This window comes from Rubinisphaera margarita (assembly GCF_022267515.1).
Taxonomy (GTDB): Bacteria; Planctomycetota; Planctomycetia; order Planctomycetales; family Planctomycetaceae; genus Rubinisphaera; species Rubinisphaera margarita.
This window is the reverse complement of record NZ_JAKFGB010000005.1, coordinates 322,733-340,072: the sequence shown is the minus strand read 5'-3', so window position 1 is coordinate 340,072 and position 17,340 is coordinate 322,733. Positions and strand designations below refer to the sequence as shown.

General features: G+C 57.4%; 16 protein-coding genes and 1 pseudogene. 5 read left to right on the top strand and 12 right to left on the bottom strand.

Features of this window, described 5'->3' with window-relative positions; genetic code table 11:
• Positions 1 to 46: 46 nt before the first annotated feature.
• Positions 47 to 322: pseudogene (locus L1A08_RS02310) on the top strand (transposase); the annotation flags it as partial.
• A gap of 125 nt (positions 323 to 447) precedes the next feature.
• On the opposite strand, the gene L1A08_RS02305 reads toward L1A08_RS02310, so the two are convergent.
• The 4 genes from L1A08_RS02305 to L1A08_RS02295 all read right to left on the bottom strand — a co-directional run bounded on the left by L1A08_RS02305 (position 448) and on the right by L1A08_RS02295 (position 4,901).
• Positions 448 to 1,260, bottom strand: coding sequence for an IS5 family transposase (locus tag L1A08_RS02305; protein ID WP_238753737.1), 813 nt, complete (start codon positions 1,258 to 1,260; stop codon positions 448 to 450).
• Positions 1,261 to 1,509: 249 nt separating this feature from the next.
• Positions 1,510 to 2,097, bottom strand: a complete 588-nt coding sequence (locus tag L1A08_RS02300) for a hypothetical protein (protein ID WP_238753735.1) — start codon at positions 2,095 to 2,097, stop codon at positions 1,510 to 1,512.
• Positions 2,057 to 2,359: a deaminase domain-containing protein gene (locus L1A08_RS22905; protein ID WP_390896837.1), complete on the bottom strand. Its 303-nt coding sequence runs from the start codon at positions 2,357 to 2,359 to the stop codon at positions 2,057 to 2,059. The genes L1A08_RS02300 and L1A08_RS22905 overlap by 41 nt, the downstream gene beginning before the upstream one ends.
• 301 nt (positions 2,360 to 2,660) lie before the next feature.
• Positions 2,661 to 4,901 carry an RHS repeat domain-containing protein gene (locus L1A08_RS02295; RefSeq protein WP_238753733.1) on the bottom strand — a complete coding sequence of 747 codons (2,241 nt, stop codon included), beginning with the start codon at positions 4,899 to 4,901 and terminating at the stop codon, positions 2,661 to 2,663.
• Positions 4,902 to 5,055: 154 nt separating this feature from the next.
• Between L1A08_RS02295 and L1A08_RS02290 the strand changes: the two genes are divergently transcribed.
• Positions 5,056 to 5,748 carry a helix-turn-helix domain-containing protein gene (locus L1A08_RS02290; RefSeq protein ID WP_238753731.1) on the top strand — a complete coding sequence of 231 codons (693 nt, stop codon included), beginning with the start codon at positions 5,056 to 5,058 and terminating at the stop codon, positions 5,746 to 5,748.
• 4 nt (positions 5,749 to 5,752) lie between these two features.
• On the opposite strand, the gene L1A08_RS02285 is transcribed toward L1A08_RS02290, so the two are convergent.
• Both L1A08_RS02285 and L1A08_RS02280 read right to left on the bottom strand, forming a co-directional pair.
• Positions 5,753 to 6,148, bottom strand: a complete 396-nt coding sequence (locus L1A08_RS02285; RefSeq protein ID WP_238753729.1) for a PilZ domain-containing protein — start codon at positions 6,146 to 6,148, stop codon at positions 5,753 to 5,755.
• Between the two features lie 235 nt (positions 6,149 to 6,383).
• Positions 6,384 to 7,484, bottom strand: a complete 1,101-nt coding sequence (locus L1A08_RS02280) for a calcium/sodium antiporter (protein ID WP_238753727.1) — start codon at positions 7,482 to 7,484, stop codon at positions 6,384 to 6,386.
• A gap of 328 nt (positions 7,485 to 7,812) precedes the next feature.
• Between L1A08_RS02280 and L1A08_RS02275 the strand changes: the two genes are divergently transcribed.
• Positions 7,813 to 8,175 (top strand): SpoIIAA family protein, encoded by a 363-nt coding sequence (locus L1A08_RS02275; protein WP_238753725.1) that lies wholly within the window; start codon positions 7,813 to 7,815, stop codon positions 8,173 to 8,175.
• Between the two features lie 31 nt (positions 8,176 to 8,206).
• Here L1A08_RS02275 and L1A08_RS02270 read toward each other — a convergent pair whose 3' ends face one another.
• From L1A08_RS02270 to L1A08_RS02245, 6 genes are all read right to left on the bottom strand, one after another.
• Positions 8,207 to 9,349 (bottom strand): c-type cytochrome, encoded by a 1,143-nt coding sequence (locus L1A08_RS02270; protein WP_238753723.1) that lies wholly within the window; start codon positions 9,347 to 9,349, stop codon positions 8,207 to 8,209.
• Positions 9,349 to 10,059, bottom strand: coding sequence for a cytochrome c oxidase assembly protein (locus L1A08_RS02265; RefSeq protein WP_238753721.1), 711 nt, complete (start codon positions 10,057 to 10,059; stop codon positions 9,349 to 9,351). The genes L1A08_RS02270 and L1A08_RS02265 overlap by 1 nt, the downstream gene beginning before the upstream one ends.
• Positions 10,059 to 10,460: a hypothetical protein gene (locus L1A08_RS02260; protein WP_238753719.1), complete on the bottom strand. Its 402-nt coding sequence runs from the start codon at positions 10,458 to 10,460 to the stop codon at positions 10,059 to 10,061. The genes L1A08_RS02265 and L1A08_RS02260 overlap by 1 nt, the downstream gene beginning before the upstream one ends.
• Before the next feature lie 9 nt (positions 10,461 to 10,469).
• The gene (gene ctaD / locus L1A08_RS02255) at positions 10,470 to 13,007 is read right to left on the bottom strand and encodes a cytochrome c oxidase subunit I (protein WP_238753718.1); all 2,538 of its coding nucleotides are present in this window, start codon (positions 13,005 to 13,007) and stop codon (positions 10,470 to 10,472) included.
• A gap of 10 nt (positions 13,008 to 13,017) precedes the next feature.
• Positions 13,018 to 14,028 carry a cytochrome c oxidase subunit II gene (gene coxB, locus L1A08_RS02250; RefSeq protein ID WP_238753716.1) on the bottom strand — a complete coding sequence of 337 codons (1,011 nt, stop codon included), beginning with the start codon at positions 14,026 to 14,028 and terminating at the stop codon, positions 13,018 to 13,020.
• A gap of 214 nt (positions 14,029 to 14,242) precedes the next feature.
• Complete coding sequence (locus tag L1A08_RS02245; RefSeq protein WP_238753714.1) at positions 14,243 to 15,280, bottom strand: sodium:calcium antiporter; 1,038 nt, start codon at positions 15,278 to 15,280, stop codon at positions 14,243 to 14,245.
• Positions 15,281 to 15,555: 275 nt separating this feature from the next.
• Here L1A08_RS02245 and L1A08_RS02240 point away from each other — a divergent pair, with 275 nt between their 5' ends.
• Positions 15,556 to 16,068 (top strand): YciE/YciF ferroxidase family protein, encoded by a 513-nt coding sequence (locus L1A08_RS02240; RefSeq protein ID WP_238753713.1) that lies wholly within the window; start codon positions 15,556 to 15,558, stop codon positions 16,066 to 16,068.
• Between the two features lie 95 nt (positions 16,069 to 16,163).
• A complete protein-coding gene (locus L1A08_RS02235; RefSeq protein ID WP_238753712.1) occupies positions 16,164 to 17,240 on the top strand; it encodes a sodium:calcium antiporter in 1,077 nt (358 codons plus the stop codon).
• Positions 17,241 to 17,340: the final 100 nt, after the last annotated feature.

Genomic DNA, 17,340 nt, shown 5'->3' with positions numbered 1-17,340 from the left:
CATGTGGTATGAGAGTCTGACCTCCTTTTCAGGACAGGAGACTCTGATGACGAAGAAGCGGAAGCGGCATACGCCGGAACAGATTGTCAAGAAGCTGCGGGATGCTGATGCGATGCTCGACGCCGGCAAGGACCTGGCAGCGGTTGTGCAGACGCCGGAGATCAGCGAGGCGACCTTTCATCGCTGGCGGGCTCAGTACGGCGGCATGAAGTCTGAGGAAGCCAAGCGGCTCAAGCAGCTCGAAGAAGAGAACAAACGGCTCAAGGAAATCGTTGCTGATCAGCAACTCGATATCCGCATGCTCAAGCACATCGCTGAGGGAAACTGGTGAGCCCTTCCCGGAAGCGGAGAGCTGTGGAGGAGCTGGAAACATCGTTCTGCGTTTCCGAGCGAAGGGCCTGCCAGGTCGTGGGCCAGCCGCGGAGCACTCAGAAGCAGTCTTCTAATTCATAATTTTGTTCGATCGAGGCGGTTGAGCATGATTTGAAACATGGTGATCTGGATGATCGTGGCACTGATCTCCGGATTGATTTCGTAGTCTTTGCTGTTTCGTCTGTACAATCCAATCCACGCGAAGGTGCGTTCCACGATCCATCGTTTGGGCTGAACTTCAAAGCATCCCTTGAGTTGATCGACCGGACGTTTCACGATCATGATGGCCATGCCGAGGGTCTGCCTGGTGAATTCGGGCAGCCCTTTGTACCCGTACACGGTATCAGCGAAGATCACTTGGATTGACTTCATCTTTTCCCACAACGAATACAACACCAGTGGAGCCCCGTTATAGTCCTGCTCATTGGCTCGATGGACAATGACGGCCAACAGCAGTCCCAGCGTATCGACCACAATGTGACGTTTGCGGCCGTTGATCTTCTTCCCGGAATCGTAGCCTCGTTCGTCTCCGGCAATGTGAGTTGTTTTCACACTTTGTGAATCAATGATGGCCGCGGTCGGCTTGGGTCGCTTGCCGTCGAGGTCGCGAACTTTCATGCGGAGCGTGTCATGAATCCGCTCCCAGACACCGGAATTTCGCCAGCGATAGAACAGCTGATAAACGGCCTTCCAATGTGGAAATTCACGCGGCAGCATCCGCCACTGGCACCCTGCTTTGACCACAAAGAACACGGCATTGATGATGACGCGATAATCGTACTTTCGAGGAGCACCGCGTTTGCTGAGACGGCGCAGGAATCCTCGGATCAACTTCCATTGCCTATCGGTCAAATCAGACGGATAATACCTGACTGGGACAACGAACATGGGGGCGACTCCTTCCTGAAACGAAATTCCATTTCTGGAGTCGTACCCCATTTTTGCTCACATTGCGAATTAGAAGACTGCTTCTCAGCGTTATGTCCCGCCGGAGCGAGATGCACACGCCGTGTCCGAACGATGTTCACTTAGAACGCGTTGTGAAACTGGTTATAGAAATGATGCCAAAACACACATTGGCCAATCTTGCGTTCAAACGCGAATCAGTACAGCCAAGAATGCAATTGGGGGACACCTTTATCTGTACTCTTTCAGCCACAAGTGGTAATCAATAACCTGGTACCATTTCCAATACTTCATACACTCCATCGACTCCGCGACCCGCTCCCCTAGCCAGCTTGTATATTTCACCCCCGTACTTCTTGGTCCACGACCTTCAATGTCACTGAATTCAAATACTCTCGGGTCCACCGCACCGTCTGAAGATAGTAGAAAATAAAATTTATCCCCATTTTCATTAAATATAGGGACAATTCCATCGGCGATCAGATCATGGGCTCCCTGCTCTTGCAGGCACTCAGTAATCAGGCTGTGCACTTCAAGGTAACGGTCAATGCTTCGAAACGAACCCTGTCCGTTGCAGAACAGTGCTGCAGAATATCGCCCGAGCCGCGACAAAAAAATCTGATATAACGGTGGAATTTGTGCTTTCGTCAGATCTTCCATCGCAAGGATCTCTTCGACACTGAAGCCGCGAGCATACCTTTTCATGCATATCTTGCTAGAAAATATTCGAAAGAACAAATCTTCCATCACTTCGCTACATGGGGCACGATCCACCGTATCACCTATTTCCGGGGTAGTAATACGAATACTCCACCACAACTTTTACGCCTTTGAACATTTTTTCAAATTGCTGGACAATCCCCTCCATTCCAACGTCACTGCATGAAGAACAGGGTTTATTCTCAGAGAATAGATAAACCTTTCCGCTAAAATCATCCGTCGTTGCGCCTCGGCTAGCAGTGGGCCACAGCCGCTTCGCAATTGACTCTAGCAGTTTAACCTCTGCATCGTACTCTGGATGGCCGTTATTCGACCCTTGGTTGGGTGAGAACAATCGAGGACTGTCTGGTGACGGGGACATGCCCGGGACACTGTGGTCACCACTCATTGCCGCTTCAATAAAACTGCTGGTTCCACCAGACGAATTGTTCGTGACTTGCACCTCCGCAGCACCGGCGGTTCTATTGTCCAAGGTCCCTCGTCGAAGCCCGTATCGAAAAAGGTCATCAATCTGCTTTAGCCAACCGCGCATCCCGACCGTAATGCCTTTTAGCTTGTTAAAAATAGTAGCTTGCCTTGCGAGAGATGCTAACTTTCCATAGGCGATGGGTGCAGTCGCTAATCTAAATAGACCTTGGTAATAGTGGTCGTTAGAAAAAGATCTATAGGCGCCATCTATCGAGGCAAGGAATGCCATCAACATTGCGGGTTTGGAAAGCACAATCCCTGGAGCAAAGGCTGCCAATAGCCCACCTCCGGCTCCGACTAAGCCTCCCATGAAGGCCCCTTCTCGAGGATCTTCCCCCCCCCAAATAGGCATCAATTGCTCCAAATATAGCGCCGACCGCGGCCCCAGTGCCAGCAAATTTGACCGCACGGACTCCGAGGCCGACTGCAACCGTCGATATGAACGAATGTCCTGTAGGATCGTTTCCGTTGATAGGAGTTGCGTGTGCGTAAAGATATTTGTGGAAGCTTTGCGGATCCGTCGAATTTCCTTGGAATTGGTCGAGACGATTAAACCGTCCTACGGTTGGGGTATAATAGCGGGCTCGCAAGTACTGCTGACCTATTCGAACGTCGAAGGTCTCTCCAGAGTGTCTAAGCGAAGTCAAGGCAGAAGTCTGGTCAAAGCCGATGGCGTTACCATAGGCATCGAACGCGTAGAACTCCACGAGAGTACCCATCGCATCGAGCAACACACGAACAGAGCCATGACCATCGTGAGCGAAGACATGTGATTCGCTGGAAACGACATTTCCATTGGGGTCCTTTGTGGAGACAGTCTGAGCGATCTCATCATGACCGAAGGTGTAGTCGATCGTTTTCAAGGTTCCTGCGTTGCTCGTCTCGACTTCGCGGATCGTTTGCTTGTAGCCGGTGTGGTTACGGTCGCCGGCGAGATAGGCGGTGATCTTTGTCTCGTCAACCATTCCATCCGCGTCGGCGTCGATCTCGTGTGTGCTGGCGATGCGGAAACCGGCCGCATCATAGTCATACGTGACTTTCTCGATCCGGGTGGCCGTGGTCGTCGTAGCGGTTTCGAGACGCCCCTGCGGATCGTAGGTGAAGATCACCGTGGAGATCGGCTCACTAAGGCTGTTGCGAACCGTCTTTGATGTCTGCTGGGTGACGTCGTAGCCGTAGGTCGTCGAACTGCCGTCGGAGTTTGTTTCCGTATCGAGCCGATCGTTGGCGTCGTAGGTGTACGAAATCGTGTTCTCGGTAACGCCATCCCCGTCGTGATCCTCGACTTTCTGCTTGCGGTTTCCGACCAAATCGTAGCCGTAGGCGTCGAAGCGGTAGAGCGTGTCGAGGTTCTCGCCGTTCTCGAATGTTTCCGAGATCAGGCGACCGAGTTCGTCGTACTGCCAGGTGATCTCGGTCTGTTCATCGGAGTCGAGAACGCCATCGCCGTCTTCATCGACCTTCTCGATGACGGAGGTCCGCTTGCCATCGGGCCGGACTTCGTAGTCGTACGAAGCGACGACCTGGTTGTCCGCCAGGTTCACGTTGTCAGCATCGGGCCGGTAATGCGTGAGCGTATCGAGCCGGTTGAGGCCGTCGTAGCGATACACCGTGATCACGCCATTGGGAGCGACCATACGACCGAGATTGCCGAGCAGGTCGTAGCCGTAGGTGGTGACATTGGCGTTGAGGTCTGAACCGATGGTCTCACGAACCATCAACAATCGGCCAAGCACGTCATACTCGCTACGGATCACGCGGTCTGGCTGATCAAGTTCGGGGTCCGCCGTGGAGGCGTAGACACGAGTTTCGATCAGCCGGCCGCGGTTGTCGTAGCGGTATCCGAGGATGCCCTCAGGCGTCGACTCGCGCGTCAGCCGGCCTCGCTCGTCATAAAGACGAGCTTCTGTCCTACTGACATCCCCGCCGCCCCGGTGGTCGGTCTGGACAACTCCAACGTCGTGCCCAAAGGCGTCGATCTTGTACGTCCAGGTTTCGAGCAAAGTTTGCTGGTTGTCAAAGAACTGCTTCGTCGACAGGCGCCCCGTCGTCAGGTCGTAGACGTTTTCGGTGACGATCCCTTCAAAGGAGGTATGCTTCGTCAGACGACCACGATCATCGTACTCGAAGTGTTCGATGAAGTCATCAGGATCTCCGGTGGTGAGGACGCCGAGCGGCAGGGTTCGGGTTGTCTGTAGACTACGGTTGTCGTAGGTGAACTTCGTCACATTTCCGTTCGGGTCGGTAATTGAGACCTGATTCCCGAATTCGTCGTAGCCGTATGCGTAGTGCGGCTCTCCGGCTGTGTTGCCTGTTGCGGTGGATTCAACCTCCGGCAGATAGGTCAGCCGTCCGTAGATGTCTGGACCGTCTCGCCGTAGCGGTGGCGAATGCGATTGACAGGTGTTCCTGTCTGTTGGAGAATTGTTGTGCACATTCGCTAACTGGTGCCTGCTGTCCAGGCGGCTCGTTCTCTCATTCTTTGGCGATTGGTGCTCTTTTCTGTTCGACGATTCGTTCGGCGACCGAGTTTGACACCTCGGTTCCAAAGTGGCCTCTCGCGCGGCACCATTCAGGAGCACAAGACTTATGGGGCGTCCTCCTCAGGGTATTCTCACCCGCAAGGGCTTGCTCAACGACCTGCTGGCTGAGGTGGGGTTGAGTCGGAAGGAACTGGCGGACGCGGTGGAAGTCAGCGTGCGGACGATTCATAATGTCGAGCATGGTCGCAAGCGGGTGAACGGCGACGTGCTGGCTCGGATTGCTCAAGTTATCAACCGGGCCTATTCCCAGAGATACCCGGGGGATAGGCCACTGGGGCTGACTTCTGATTTCTTCGTCGCTGCCGATGGGGAGCGGGTCGCGAATTGTTACGTCAGTTCGATCGGGACGGGAAGCCCTCGACTGCTGTTCCTGGGGGACGCTCCGATTGCCGACCCATCGATCCGTTACGACATGCCGGGGTCAGACGCGGGACTCACCTTTGCGGGTTCGTTCCACGGGCTCGACATTTTCGACTTCTACGAGTCCCTCGGATCCAGCCTGAAAATCGAAGCGATTCAGAGCGTGGAACTGCTGACGCATTCTGCACGGCAGTGTGTCACGGTGAAGAACGAGACCATCCTCGGGCATCACGAAAGCCCGCATACCTATCTGCTCACCTCGTACACTGAACTTGCGGTTCGCGATGGCCGGCTCGTCTCCTCGCGGGCGATCTACGACTCGGCTGAACTGGCTGCTTTCCTGAAGAATGGGATCTCGCCGCAGTCCCGGGTCGGGTGACCGATTAGGAATCGACATGCCCCTCACCAATGAAGCGGGCACCGTATTCGTAGAAACTGTCGTGGACGGGACGGCTGCGGTTGATTCGGTAGATCAGCCGTCGATTACCGAGGACGATGACAATCGGTTCGGTGATCTCCGAAATGGGCTTTGCGGACAGGAAGCCAATCCCCCCCGCCGAGATGTTGCGGACCCAGACCGTTCTCCATTCTCCCACGGTAGGACCCGCCGTCCCGTTTCCCGCGATCGTGGCCAGTGACGCCTTGATGAAACATCGTTCCCGAAGGTGACGCCGTCGCTGGGTAACACTGCCATCGAAGCGGGACGACCAGCGATTAAGATTACGAATGGCACGTTCCGCTCGTCGATCGAGCAGGTTCTGGGGCAGCGAAGTTTGCATAGGACGAACCGGCGAATTCTGAAGACATTGAGATCTCCAACAATAGCTGCGCCTCCGACCGCCACGTCGCAGGTCGCCCAGCTCAGTCGTCCCGAATTCGCCCGAATCTGTTCTGAATAGCGGTTGTAGTGACTTCGATTGAAGCTTTTGAAGGATATCCCTGTCGTCCTGTCGGTCCGATTCGGCACGGTTCTCGACCGAAGAGGCGGGCGATCGGCGGCAGAAAGCTTGCTCCTTACCGCGTCTCGCTTTGAACCGATTCGCTGTTCGTTCGCTTCCACGGGTGACGAATCAAACTGACGATGATGCCGAGTGTGATTAGCGGGAGGACGAAAGCGATCATCGCCGTGCCGAAGTGGTCGCGGTAGCCGGAGTTGGTTGTCGCCAGAATCAGGTAGGTTGTGTAGGCGACGTAGAGAACGAGAAAGACGGCTCCTTCCCAGCGGGCGATTACGCGGCCGGTGAAGAAGATCGGCAGGCAGACGATTGCGGTGCCAACCATGATTGGCAGATCGAATTGCAGGAAGGACTCCGGCACGCCGACGCCCGTTCCGGAAAAGATGCAGGCCGAGCCCAGGACGCCCAGAATGTTGAAGATGTTGCTGCCGACGACGTTGCCGACCGCGATGTCTCGTTCGTTGCGATAGCTGGCAATCACCGAAGTGGCCAGTTCTGGCAGCGAAGTTCCGGCCGCGACGATCGTGAGTCCGATGATCGTCGTCGACACGCCGAGTGCCTGGGCGATTGAAATGGCACTGCGGACAAACAGCTCGCAGCCTGCGACGAGCAGCACGAGCCCGAACAGGATCAGTCCCAGTTGAAAGAACATTCCTTTCCTCCCGGACGCGGCGGGGACATCGTCGGCGGGAACGGCGACGGCATCCCGGTCTCGGCTCCCCTGCCAGTAGGAGAATGCGGTGTAGGTCAGCATTCCGGCGAGAAGGGCCCACCCTTCCAGCGCGGTCAGGCGTCCGTCCTGAGCCAGGATCAGCAGGACGACGGAGATTGCGATCATCAGCGGGACATCCCAGCGGACAATCTGCCGCTTGACGGTCAGCGGAGCGACGACTGCGGAAAGCCCGAGAATAAACAGGATGTTGAAAATGTTGCTGCCAACGACATTTCCGAGCGACAGGTCGGCCTCCCCCTGGAGAGCCGTCGAAATCGAGACGACCAGTTCGGGGGTGCTCGTGCCGAAGGCGACGATCGTCAGTCCGACAAACAGAGGAGAAAGCTTCGCAGCGTAAGCGAGCTGGGAGGCCCCGCGGACGAGTGATTCTCCCCCGGCGAAGAGGAGGAGGAGTCCAACGACAAGGAGAAGCGACGTGATAACCATTGACTTCTTCGACAAAAAAGAGGGATTACAAAGCGGCTGCGGGATTGTATCGACCGGCTATGTAGCCGTCGCTGATCAGCAGCCGCGGAACTTTCAAGGGAGAACGATGGCCGGCGAAGACGGATCTCAGGATTGGACGAATTTTCGGCGAGGGCACAAACTCGACCTTAATCCGTTTCCGGCACTGGGTTGCAGGCCCGGCCGGAGATAGGATGATGCACAGGAGAGCAGCTGACGAATTCGGGCTGCTGAAATCTCGCTGACGAGTCGCGAGATTCCTGCAAGGGCTTGACGTTCCGGATCTGGTAATCGAACTGCGGAGGACCTGATGTCGTTCAACGTAACCGAAGTGGCGGCTGGGAAGATTCTGATCATCGAAATCACCGGGAAGCTCGAAAAGGCGGCTTACGAAGCCTTTGTTCCGATCATTGAAAGGCGAATCGAAGAGTTCGGCAAGATTCGCATGGTCGTCGTCATGCACGACTTTCATGGCTGGGATGCCGGTGCGATGTGGGAAGACATCAAGTTCGACCTGAAGCACTTCCGGGATATCGAAAAGCTGGCTCTCGTCGGCGAAAGCAAATGGGAAGAAGGGATGGCGAAGTTCTGCAAGCCGTTCACTACCGCCGAGATCAAATACTTCCACTACCCGGACAAAGAGGCTGCTCTGGAGTGGATCGAAGCGAACTGAGTTCTGCTCGCACGCCCCGAACGTCGTGCCATCATGGTGATTCGTCGCGCGACTGCGCGGCGTAGAACAGCGCGACATCCCGCATCTGCTCCGGTTCGAGATGATCGACGACGGGGTGCATGAGATTGAATGCATCGGTTCCGCCGCGAACCCGTTCGGCGAACAGCTCGAGCTGCAGTTCCAGATAGTCGGCGTACTGGCCGGTAAGAACCGGGTACTCGTCATTAATCGTCGAGCCGTCGATCGGATGACAGTCGGCACAGGAAGGCACTTTCTGCTCCGGAAGGCCTTCCAGTGCGATCTGGCGGCCCCGCTCGATGGCTTCCGCATGATCTTCATCACGCGGGGGACCATCGGTTTCGGAATCCGCAAGGGCTCCTGCCGCTGGCAGATTTGCGTAGTATTTGGCGAGGCGTTCGAGGTCGTCGACATCGAGTCGGCCGAGCACGGCTTCCATTGTTCCGCTGTGCCGTTTGTCGTCCCGATAAGCAACCAGCGTCTCGACCAGATAGGCTTCGTTCTGGCCGGCCAGTACCGGAAAGACGCCGTAGCCGCGCCCCCGTCCTTCGAGACCGTGACACATGGCGCAGCTTTCGACAACATGATGCGGAACGTCGAGCGGAGTTTCATCCTCACCGTTGACGGTGTCCGGCACTTCTTCCAGATCGAGTTCACCAAGAGCGAGTTTGCGGTACGCCGCGTGATCGAGTTCTGGATACTTCAGCAGAAAAGCGACAACCGGCCAGACTTCATCGTCCCGCTGCAGACTGGGCCAGGCCGGCATGCCGGTCATGAGGATGCCGTGCTTGACGATGTAGTACAGCTCTTCCGGTTCCCGTTCCTTCACCAGAGCGGCGATATCGGGCGGCTTTGGAGTCATGTAGGCGACGACGCGCGGGGCTTCCCGTTGCGGACTGCCGTGACATTGCAGGCAGCCGATCTCGTAGTGCCCTGCCCCTTTCACCACCAGGGCTTCACGGTCGAGATCGGGAACTTCGATTCCACTGCTGTGGAAGGCGACGGACCGTTCTTTCGAGAAGTTGAGAAACCAGCGGGTGATTGCCCAGTGACCGTCGCTGGCTCGGATTGGCAGGACGCCGGTGACGACGAGTAGACCGCCACAGACGGCAACGATCAGCAGAAAGATCACGATTGTCTTGAGATGTTGTTTCATCACTCCACCGCCTCGTCCTGTTTGCGGTCCTGCACGAGTCCGACCGTGAGCGCGACTCCGCCCCAGAGGTAAGCGATTCCCCCGACGACGAGCATGATCGCCCCGCCGAGATGCTGGTCTTCCAAAGCCGTCATGCTTCCGAATCCCTGGTGATGGTCGTAGACCGAACGGGGAGCCAATGCCAGGAGCGCTCCGAGCAGGGTCATGTGCATCGATGTGAGCAACAGACCGATGACCCCCGCCGCACTGCGGCCGCGACTGCGGGGCAGCAGCCCGCCAAACGCGGAGAGCCAGACAATAATTCCGGCCAGCAGAAACGAGCCCTGTTCGGCGAACAGTCCCCAGGTGTGCATTCGCGCCAGATGATGCGGCTGCGGAGCATGCCAGGCCCAGACGATGATCAGCTCGGCCACGGAAGCGGGAATGGGCGAGAAGATGCGAGGCCATTTCATGACCGGATCGAACCGACTGCCGGCAATCGCGAGCCCCAGCATGGGAGCGGCGACGGCGACCACGAGCATGTGCATTGTCATGTGGGCGAAGAATGCCTCATGCGCCAGGCGCGGCAGTGGACCCATCCACGCGATGATCAGGCTGATCAGCCCCCAGATGAGAAAGCAGATCCGCCACCCGGAAAACAGGGAGTCGGTCCGCAGTGTCGTTCGTCCATCGTGTTCGAACTGGGGGGCCAGGGACAGGGAATCACTCATCAGTCACAACTCCCGATGAAAACGGCCACAAGGGCCACGTAGATGGTTGCGATCGCACTCAGGCCGGACAGCAGCAGGGTTGCGAAGCCCAGAAACCGATGGCGATCGAGTGGCGTGTCGTCATCGTGCGGGGTCTTGTCGGTGACACGCCGATGCTGTTGATATCCGGTCCAGCCCAACCAGCCGATTGCCGCCAGAGCAAGCACGGTGTAAACCGCGAATGCAATCCGCACGGTGGTGAAAGCCGAATCGGTCTCGCCGAACTTCGCACACCAGATTGCCGCGGTGATATAGCAGGCGAGCAGATGGATCGCCCAGATCGTCGGCGAAGCGAACAGGATCCAGAGTCGATCCTGTTCCTCCGTCGGCTGCATATATTCGGGATCGGAGATCCGGGTCATGTCGTCTCTCTACACCAGGAAGGGGAAACCGGCAATCACGCCAACGGTGATGAAGACCGTGAGAGCGAGGAAATGCCAGTACAGACAAACGTTGACGATGTCGGCGTCGTATTTCGCGGTCATTCGGCGAGCCGCCCGCCGGGCCAGACAGTACAACTGCATGATCGTGCCGCCGATCACGTGCAGAGCCATCCAGCCGGCCAGCACCCAGACGATGGCCGGGTAAACGTGTGAAGTCGGATCGAGGTTCGTCGTCCATGGACCAGCAAGAATCGCGGCCGCTCCGCCCAGGGAAAGCACGGCTGCTCCGATGAGCCCTCCATAGAACGCCCGGGCGTTGTCGTCTCGATTCCATCGATGAGACAACAGCGTCAGTCCATACGAACCGGCGAGCAGCACCAGGCTCAACACCGGCCAGAAGACTCCCGGCCCCTGATGCGGTTCAGGCGGGAAATCTTTATGAACAGTCCAGTAGAAGAAGTAGCCGAAGACCAGTGACATGAACGCCGTCAGATCAGCCGTCATGGTGATGAACATCGCCCACCAGCCGACCGCACTCGGTCCGGAGACATAAATCGGCAGCGTCACCCCGAGGCTGACATCCTTCGAGTCTTTCTCAGGAATCGGAGCCGTGGTCCAGGCCCAGCGGAGCAGCATCACGATGGCGAGCAGCCCGCTGACCACAGCCGAGGTCCACCAGTGATACGTCGCCAGAATAAAGAAGCCGCCGGTGAAGATTGCCGCCCAGACTGTGATGAATGTCGGCCCGGCCACGCGCAGGCATTGCATCGGGCGGGCATCGATCACCGAAGTCACGATCGTTTCGCGGAGCATTTCTTTTGCATCGGGGAGATAGAAGCGGCCTTCATCGACATCGCGGACAAAGTTCGGCTGGTCCCAGAGCGGATAGCGGCTGTCGATCTCCGGAATCGAGCGGGCTCCCCACGGTTTATCGGGGATTTCCGCCAGCCATTCGAGTGTTCCGGCGTTCCACGGATTGCGTTCCGAATAAGGCTGATTCTTTCGCGGCCGGACGACATCGATAAAGAACAGCAGTAAGCCGCCGGCGAGAATGAAGGCGCCGATGGTTGAGGTCATATTCAAGGTGTCGAAGCCCATCCCGGCTGGATAGGTGAAGACTCGCCGGGGCATCCCCATCATTCCGGAGATGTGCATCGGGAAGAAGCCAACATTGAAACCGATGAAGACGAGCCAGAAGACGATCGTACCGATCCGTTCGCTCAGCTTCTTACCCCGGACCATCGGGAAGAAGTAATAGAAGCCAGCCATGATCGGAAAGATCGTTCCGCCGATCAGCACATAATGCAGATGCCCGACGATGAAGTAGGTGTCGTGAGCCTGAAAATCGAAGGGAGCCACCGCGACCATCACGCCGGTCAGCCCGCCGATAATGAAGGTCGCCAGCCCTGCGAAGATAAAGAGCAGACAGGTCGACTTCACCACTCGTCCCGCGACCAGCGTCGCCAGAAAACAGAAGATCTGCACCCCGGTCGGTATCGCCACGGCCTGGGAAGCGGCCGAGAAGATTCCGAGTGACACCCCCGGCAGCCCGGTGGTAAACATGTGGTGGACCCAGAGCCCGAAACTGAGGAACCCGGTCCCAACCGCTGACAAAACGACCCAGCTGTAGCCGACAATCGGCGTGCGAGCGAACGTCGGCACGATCATCGCCATCAGCGCGACCGATGGCAGGAAGATGATGTAGACCTCGGGATGTCCGAAGATCCAGAACAGATGCTGCCAGAGAACCGGATCGCCGCCTCGTGCCGGGTCAAAGAATGGCCAGTGAAACGCCCGCTCCATTTCGAGCAGAATGTCGCCGGCGATCAACGGCGGGAAGGCGAACAGGATCATTCCGGCGACGACCAGAATGTACCACGAGTAAAGCGGGATCAAGTTGATTCGCATGCCCGGCGGGCGGCACTTCAGAACCCCGACGATTAATTCAATCGCCGCGGCAATGGAGGCAATTTCGATGAACGTCAACCCGAGCAGCCAGATATCGGCTCCGACATCGGATTGATACGAACTGGTCAACGGCGGATACATGAACCAGCCGCCTCGCGGTGCGGCATCGAAGAAGATGGAGCCGCAGACGAACACCCCGCCGATGATGAAACTCCAGAACCCGTACGCCGAGAGCCTCGGGAACGGGAGATCGCGTGCCCCAAGCATCTGCGGCAATACGAGAATGGAGAAGGCTTCGAAGATCGGCACGGCGAACAGGAACATCATCACCGAGCCATGCATGGTGAAGATCTGGTTGTACTGATTCGCGGTCAGGAACGTGTTTTCGGGTACGGCCAGCTGAATGCGCATCAGCAGTGCAAGTACGCCGCCATACAGAAAGAAGCAGAACGAGGCGACCGTGTACCAGAGTCCGACCTCGGAGTTGTTGACCGCCGACCAGTACCGCCAGCCTTTGGGCGTTTCCCAGGCTTTGAGCAGACGCTCCTCCTGCGCACGCCGGACTTCGAGCGGCGGGGCTTCGGGCAGCGGTTCAGGATCGTTCTCGGTGGTCTGCATACAGCGGGTTTCAATCAAGACTTTCGAGGTAGGCAGCGAGAGCCGTTAACTCCGCCGCGTCGAGCGAATGATATTCGGGCATCAGGACGTCGGGCTTCACGTCGTCAGTATGGCGGATCCATCGTTCGAAGCTGGCTCGTTCATTGGGAAGAACGTCGGCGCCCAGTTTATGGCGGCTGCCGACATGGGTCAGATCGGGAGCAATGCGACCATTCGCGTCGGTCCCGCGAACGGAGTGACATGCCCCGCACCCCGAACTCACAAACAGTTCGCGACCGAGGATCGTGAGCTGCTCAGCCGGTCGGCGGGCGGGACTTCGCTGCTCTTCCAGCCACGCTTGATACTCATCCGGTTCTTCCACCACGACCGTGAAGTTCATCAACGCATGGGAGGAGCCGCAGTATTCAGCGCAGACTCCGCGAAAGGTTCCGGTTCGAGTCGGCATGAGGGTCAGCCGCGTTTGCCGGCCCGGAATCATGTCGACTTTCCCGCCCAGCGCGGGAATCCAGAACGAATGAATGACATCGGGACTTGAAAGCAGGAACTCGACTGGCTCGCCGACGGGCAGATGGATTTCATTCGCAAGCTCGAAATCGGGTTCGCCGTTCTCGAGATAGGTAACCCGCCACCACCACTGAAGACCTTCGACTTTGATCTGAAGCGAACCTTCAGGAGGTCGGGCGAGAAGCTGAGGAAGAAAGGCGAGACTGTAGATGACCAGCCCGGTCAGAATCACGGTCGGGGCGATGACTCCACCCCCGATGATCCAGAAGCCGGAGCGACGGCGATGATGGGGGCCGGGCTTCAACTTCAGTGCATAGATCGCCAGTCCGATGACGGTAGTCCAGATGACCGTCGCCCCGACGACCATGATCCAGAAGATCCGGGCGATATCCTCCGCTCCCTGCCCGGCGGGATCGAGCGTGGATTGTGGACCGGCGCATCCACCGAGCAGCAGCATCGCGGTGGGGACGAACCATCGCTGCAGCCATCTACGAGGGTCAACGGAATCTCGATTCATGCGGCTCGCCCGGGAAACAAAGCAGGTAATCTCTTCGTGCAAGTTCAGCGTAATGCAGGGCCGTTGGATGGCAAGCCCTCCCTTTAAGGAGATTTCCCGATACCCCGCAGTTTTCGGGCGACGACGATCAGCATGCTCGGGCGCGGAAGCTGCCGGCGCAGGCTGCGCGTTCAGAGTCCAATTCCGCTGCTGGCTGGACAAAACATTCGAGGATCTAGAATGACAGTGAAAGAATGATGAATCCGATCACGTAGCACCCCAGCATGAGAGAACTTTCGATTCCGATCCGTCCCGGTCCTTCCCGCTGCCGGAAGATCAGGCCGGCCAACAGAATCAGATTGAGCAGAATGGTGAGCGTGGCAAGAAAGACCTCACGCATACCCACGTCCCCGGCGTGATAGATCGAGCCACTGAGAAAGACGATGTCCGCTCCCGCGACAAACAGAACGTCGAAGAAGTTTCCGCCGACAATATCGCTGACTGCCAACGTCAGGGCTCCCTCTCGGACTGCGGCCACACTGGTGACGAGTTCCGGCAACGAGGTCGCAACCGCCATCAGTAAGCCGCCGACGAGAATCTCCGAGAAATCGGTCTGTTCCACGATGTTCTGTGCCGCTTCAGCAATCACTGCTCCGCTCAGGGCGGTCAGGGCGGCCACGACCAGCAGAGCCAATCCGAGCTTCCGGGAATCCCGCTCGACATAGTCTTCGTTGGGCCGATCGACTCGCGTTTCATCCGTTTGCACCGGTTTCCACATCGGATCCTGCCGCACACGGACGACGATGACGAACGCGCAGGCGGCCACGATGATCTGGAGAATCGAAGCGGGATGAACGTGACCCACCGTGACGTCGGGACTGCTTAACCCGAGAAGCACGAGAACCAGAAGCGCGAGCAGCATTACGGTCTGCATCATATTCGGCACCGAGGCAGCCGCGTGCTCCAGATTCGCCCGTTTATAGGCGATATCGGCCACTCCGAGCGCTGCGGTCTGGATGGCGATGCCGCCGAGAGCATTACTGATGGCCAAAGCCGGCATGCCTTTCATCGCGGTCACCAGCGAGGCGATGAAGCCGGGCAATGCGGTCATGAATCCCAGAAAGATGGTTCCGGTGAGTGCTTCTCCCCATCCTGTGCTGTCGGCCAGTTGATCGGCAAACCGTGACGCTCTCGCGCCCGCGAAACCGATCACGACAGCCGCGATGCAGAAAACGGTGAAATTACCGGCGAGTGAGAGTTCAAAATCGAACATCTGGTCCAGAATCAAAAGGGGCCGTGCGATCGGGGAAACTAACCAGATCTTCCGTTGAACGAATATCGTGCCAAGCGTCGAGTCAGGGTTTGCCTGAGCCGGGACTCCGGAACTTGAGGCCCGAAAGTGAATCGGGCTCAGCATCGCCCCGAGAGGCCGCATTGCGTTCCTCGGGGACGCCGATTTGGTGGAACGATGTTTGCAGCCCGATTCAGCCAGGAAGAAACGCCGAATGGGACGCGAGTCCATCCGCAATGAAACGAAAGGAAATCACAATGGGACTATTTACATCAACCGAATTCAACGATCTGGACGCACTTTTCGTTGATCAGCTGGAAGACGTTTATGATGCCGAACAACGTCTGACCAAGGCACTTCCGCAGATGGCGGACAAAGCCTCTGATCCGGAGCTCAAGAAAGCCTTTCAGGAACACCTGAAAGAAACGGAGGGTCAGATTCGCCGCCTCGAACAGGTCTTCAAGATCTTCGGCAAAGATGCGAAGGGCAAGACCTGCGAAGCGATGAAGGGGCTGGTCAAAGAAGGCGAAGAAGTCATCAGCGCCAAGGGTGATGCCCACGTGATCGACGCGGCTCTGATCTGTGCCGCCCAGCGGGTTGAGCATTACGAGATTGCCGCATACGGCTGTATCCGGAACCTGGCTCAACGACTGGGACAGCCGCAGGCCGCCGAGTTGTTGCAGCAGACGCTGGACGAAGAAGGTGATGCCGACAAGATTCTCACCAATCTGGCGGAAAGCTTCATCAACCGGGAAGCCGCCCGCACGTAATCTGCGTGAAACAGGGGTAGAAAGCAGGCGAATCGTTCAATGGATTCGCCTGCTTTCGCTTTTTATCTTTTCGCCGCCCGGCGACTGGTCGTTGCATGACATTCGATTTTCATACATACAGCCCGTGGATCAACCTGCTGATACTCTTCGTCGGAGGCCTGCTGGTCTGGAGATCCGGAACGAAACTTTCGCACATCGCCGATCAGATTTCCGAGCGATCGAACATGTCCAAAGCTCTGGCGGGGGCTCTTCTGCTGGGCGGGGCCACCTCGTTGCCTGAGATCGCGACCACCGTCACAGCGAGCTGGCTGGGAAATGCCTCCCTGGCGATGAACAATCTGTTCGGTGGCGTTGCCATGCAACTCGCCGTTCTGGCGCTGATCGACTTCTGGGTCGTGAAGGGAGCTTTGACTTATTTTTCTCCGAGCCCGGTTCTGCTTCTGGGGGGGACGCTGCTGATTCTGCAGATCGCCGTCGGCGTGTGCGCCATCTCCGCGGGCGATGTGACGCTGTTCGCACACATTGGCTTCTGGCCTCTGTTGCTGGGTGCGGTCTATGCCGCTTCGCTCTATTACATGAATCGCTTTGAGAATCGAGAGTCGTGGGTTCCGACTGAGCTTCCCGAAGCACTCTCCGAAAAGAACAACCCCGAGGAGAACGCCAGTGATCACGCGTCTGAACAGGGCCAGGGAACACGGCTGGAGTGGGGAATCTGGATTCAGTTTGCCTACAATTGTCTGTTCGTGTTGATTGGAGGCTTCCTCGTCTCAGCGACCGCCGATGCGCTGTCGGAACAGACGGGACTCTCGGGCGGTTTTCTGGGAGCCACGCTGGTTGCTCTGACCACTTCGCTTCCCGAGATCAGCACTACCGCCGGCGCGATTCGGCTCGGCAGCTACACGATGGCGATCTCCAACATCTTCGGAACCAACTCCCTCGAAGTCGCGCTGCTGCTGCCGAGTGATCTGGCATTCCGAGCCGGTCCGGTTGTGAACGCTGTCGATCAATCGGCGTTGTTCATGGGAGGGATCGGCATCGTCCTTACGGCTCTCTATATGTGGGGACTGCTTGAGCGACGCGACCGCACCCTGTTCGGAATGGGGATCGATTCGGTCTGGGTCACGCTGGTCTACGTCGCGGGACTGATCGTCTTCTACTTCCGATCGGTCTAAAGCAAAGTCAAAATTCAAATGCAGGCGTGTGCAGGTGCAAAACTCAGCATAGCCCGGGATTGACGCCGAGCGACTGCAGGAGAAGCATGAATATGCTCTA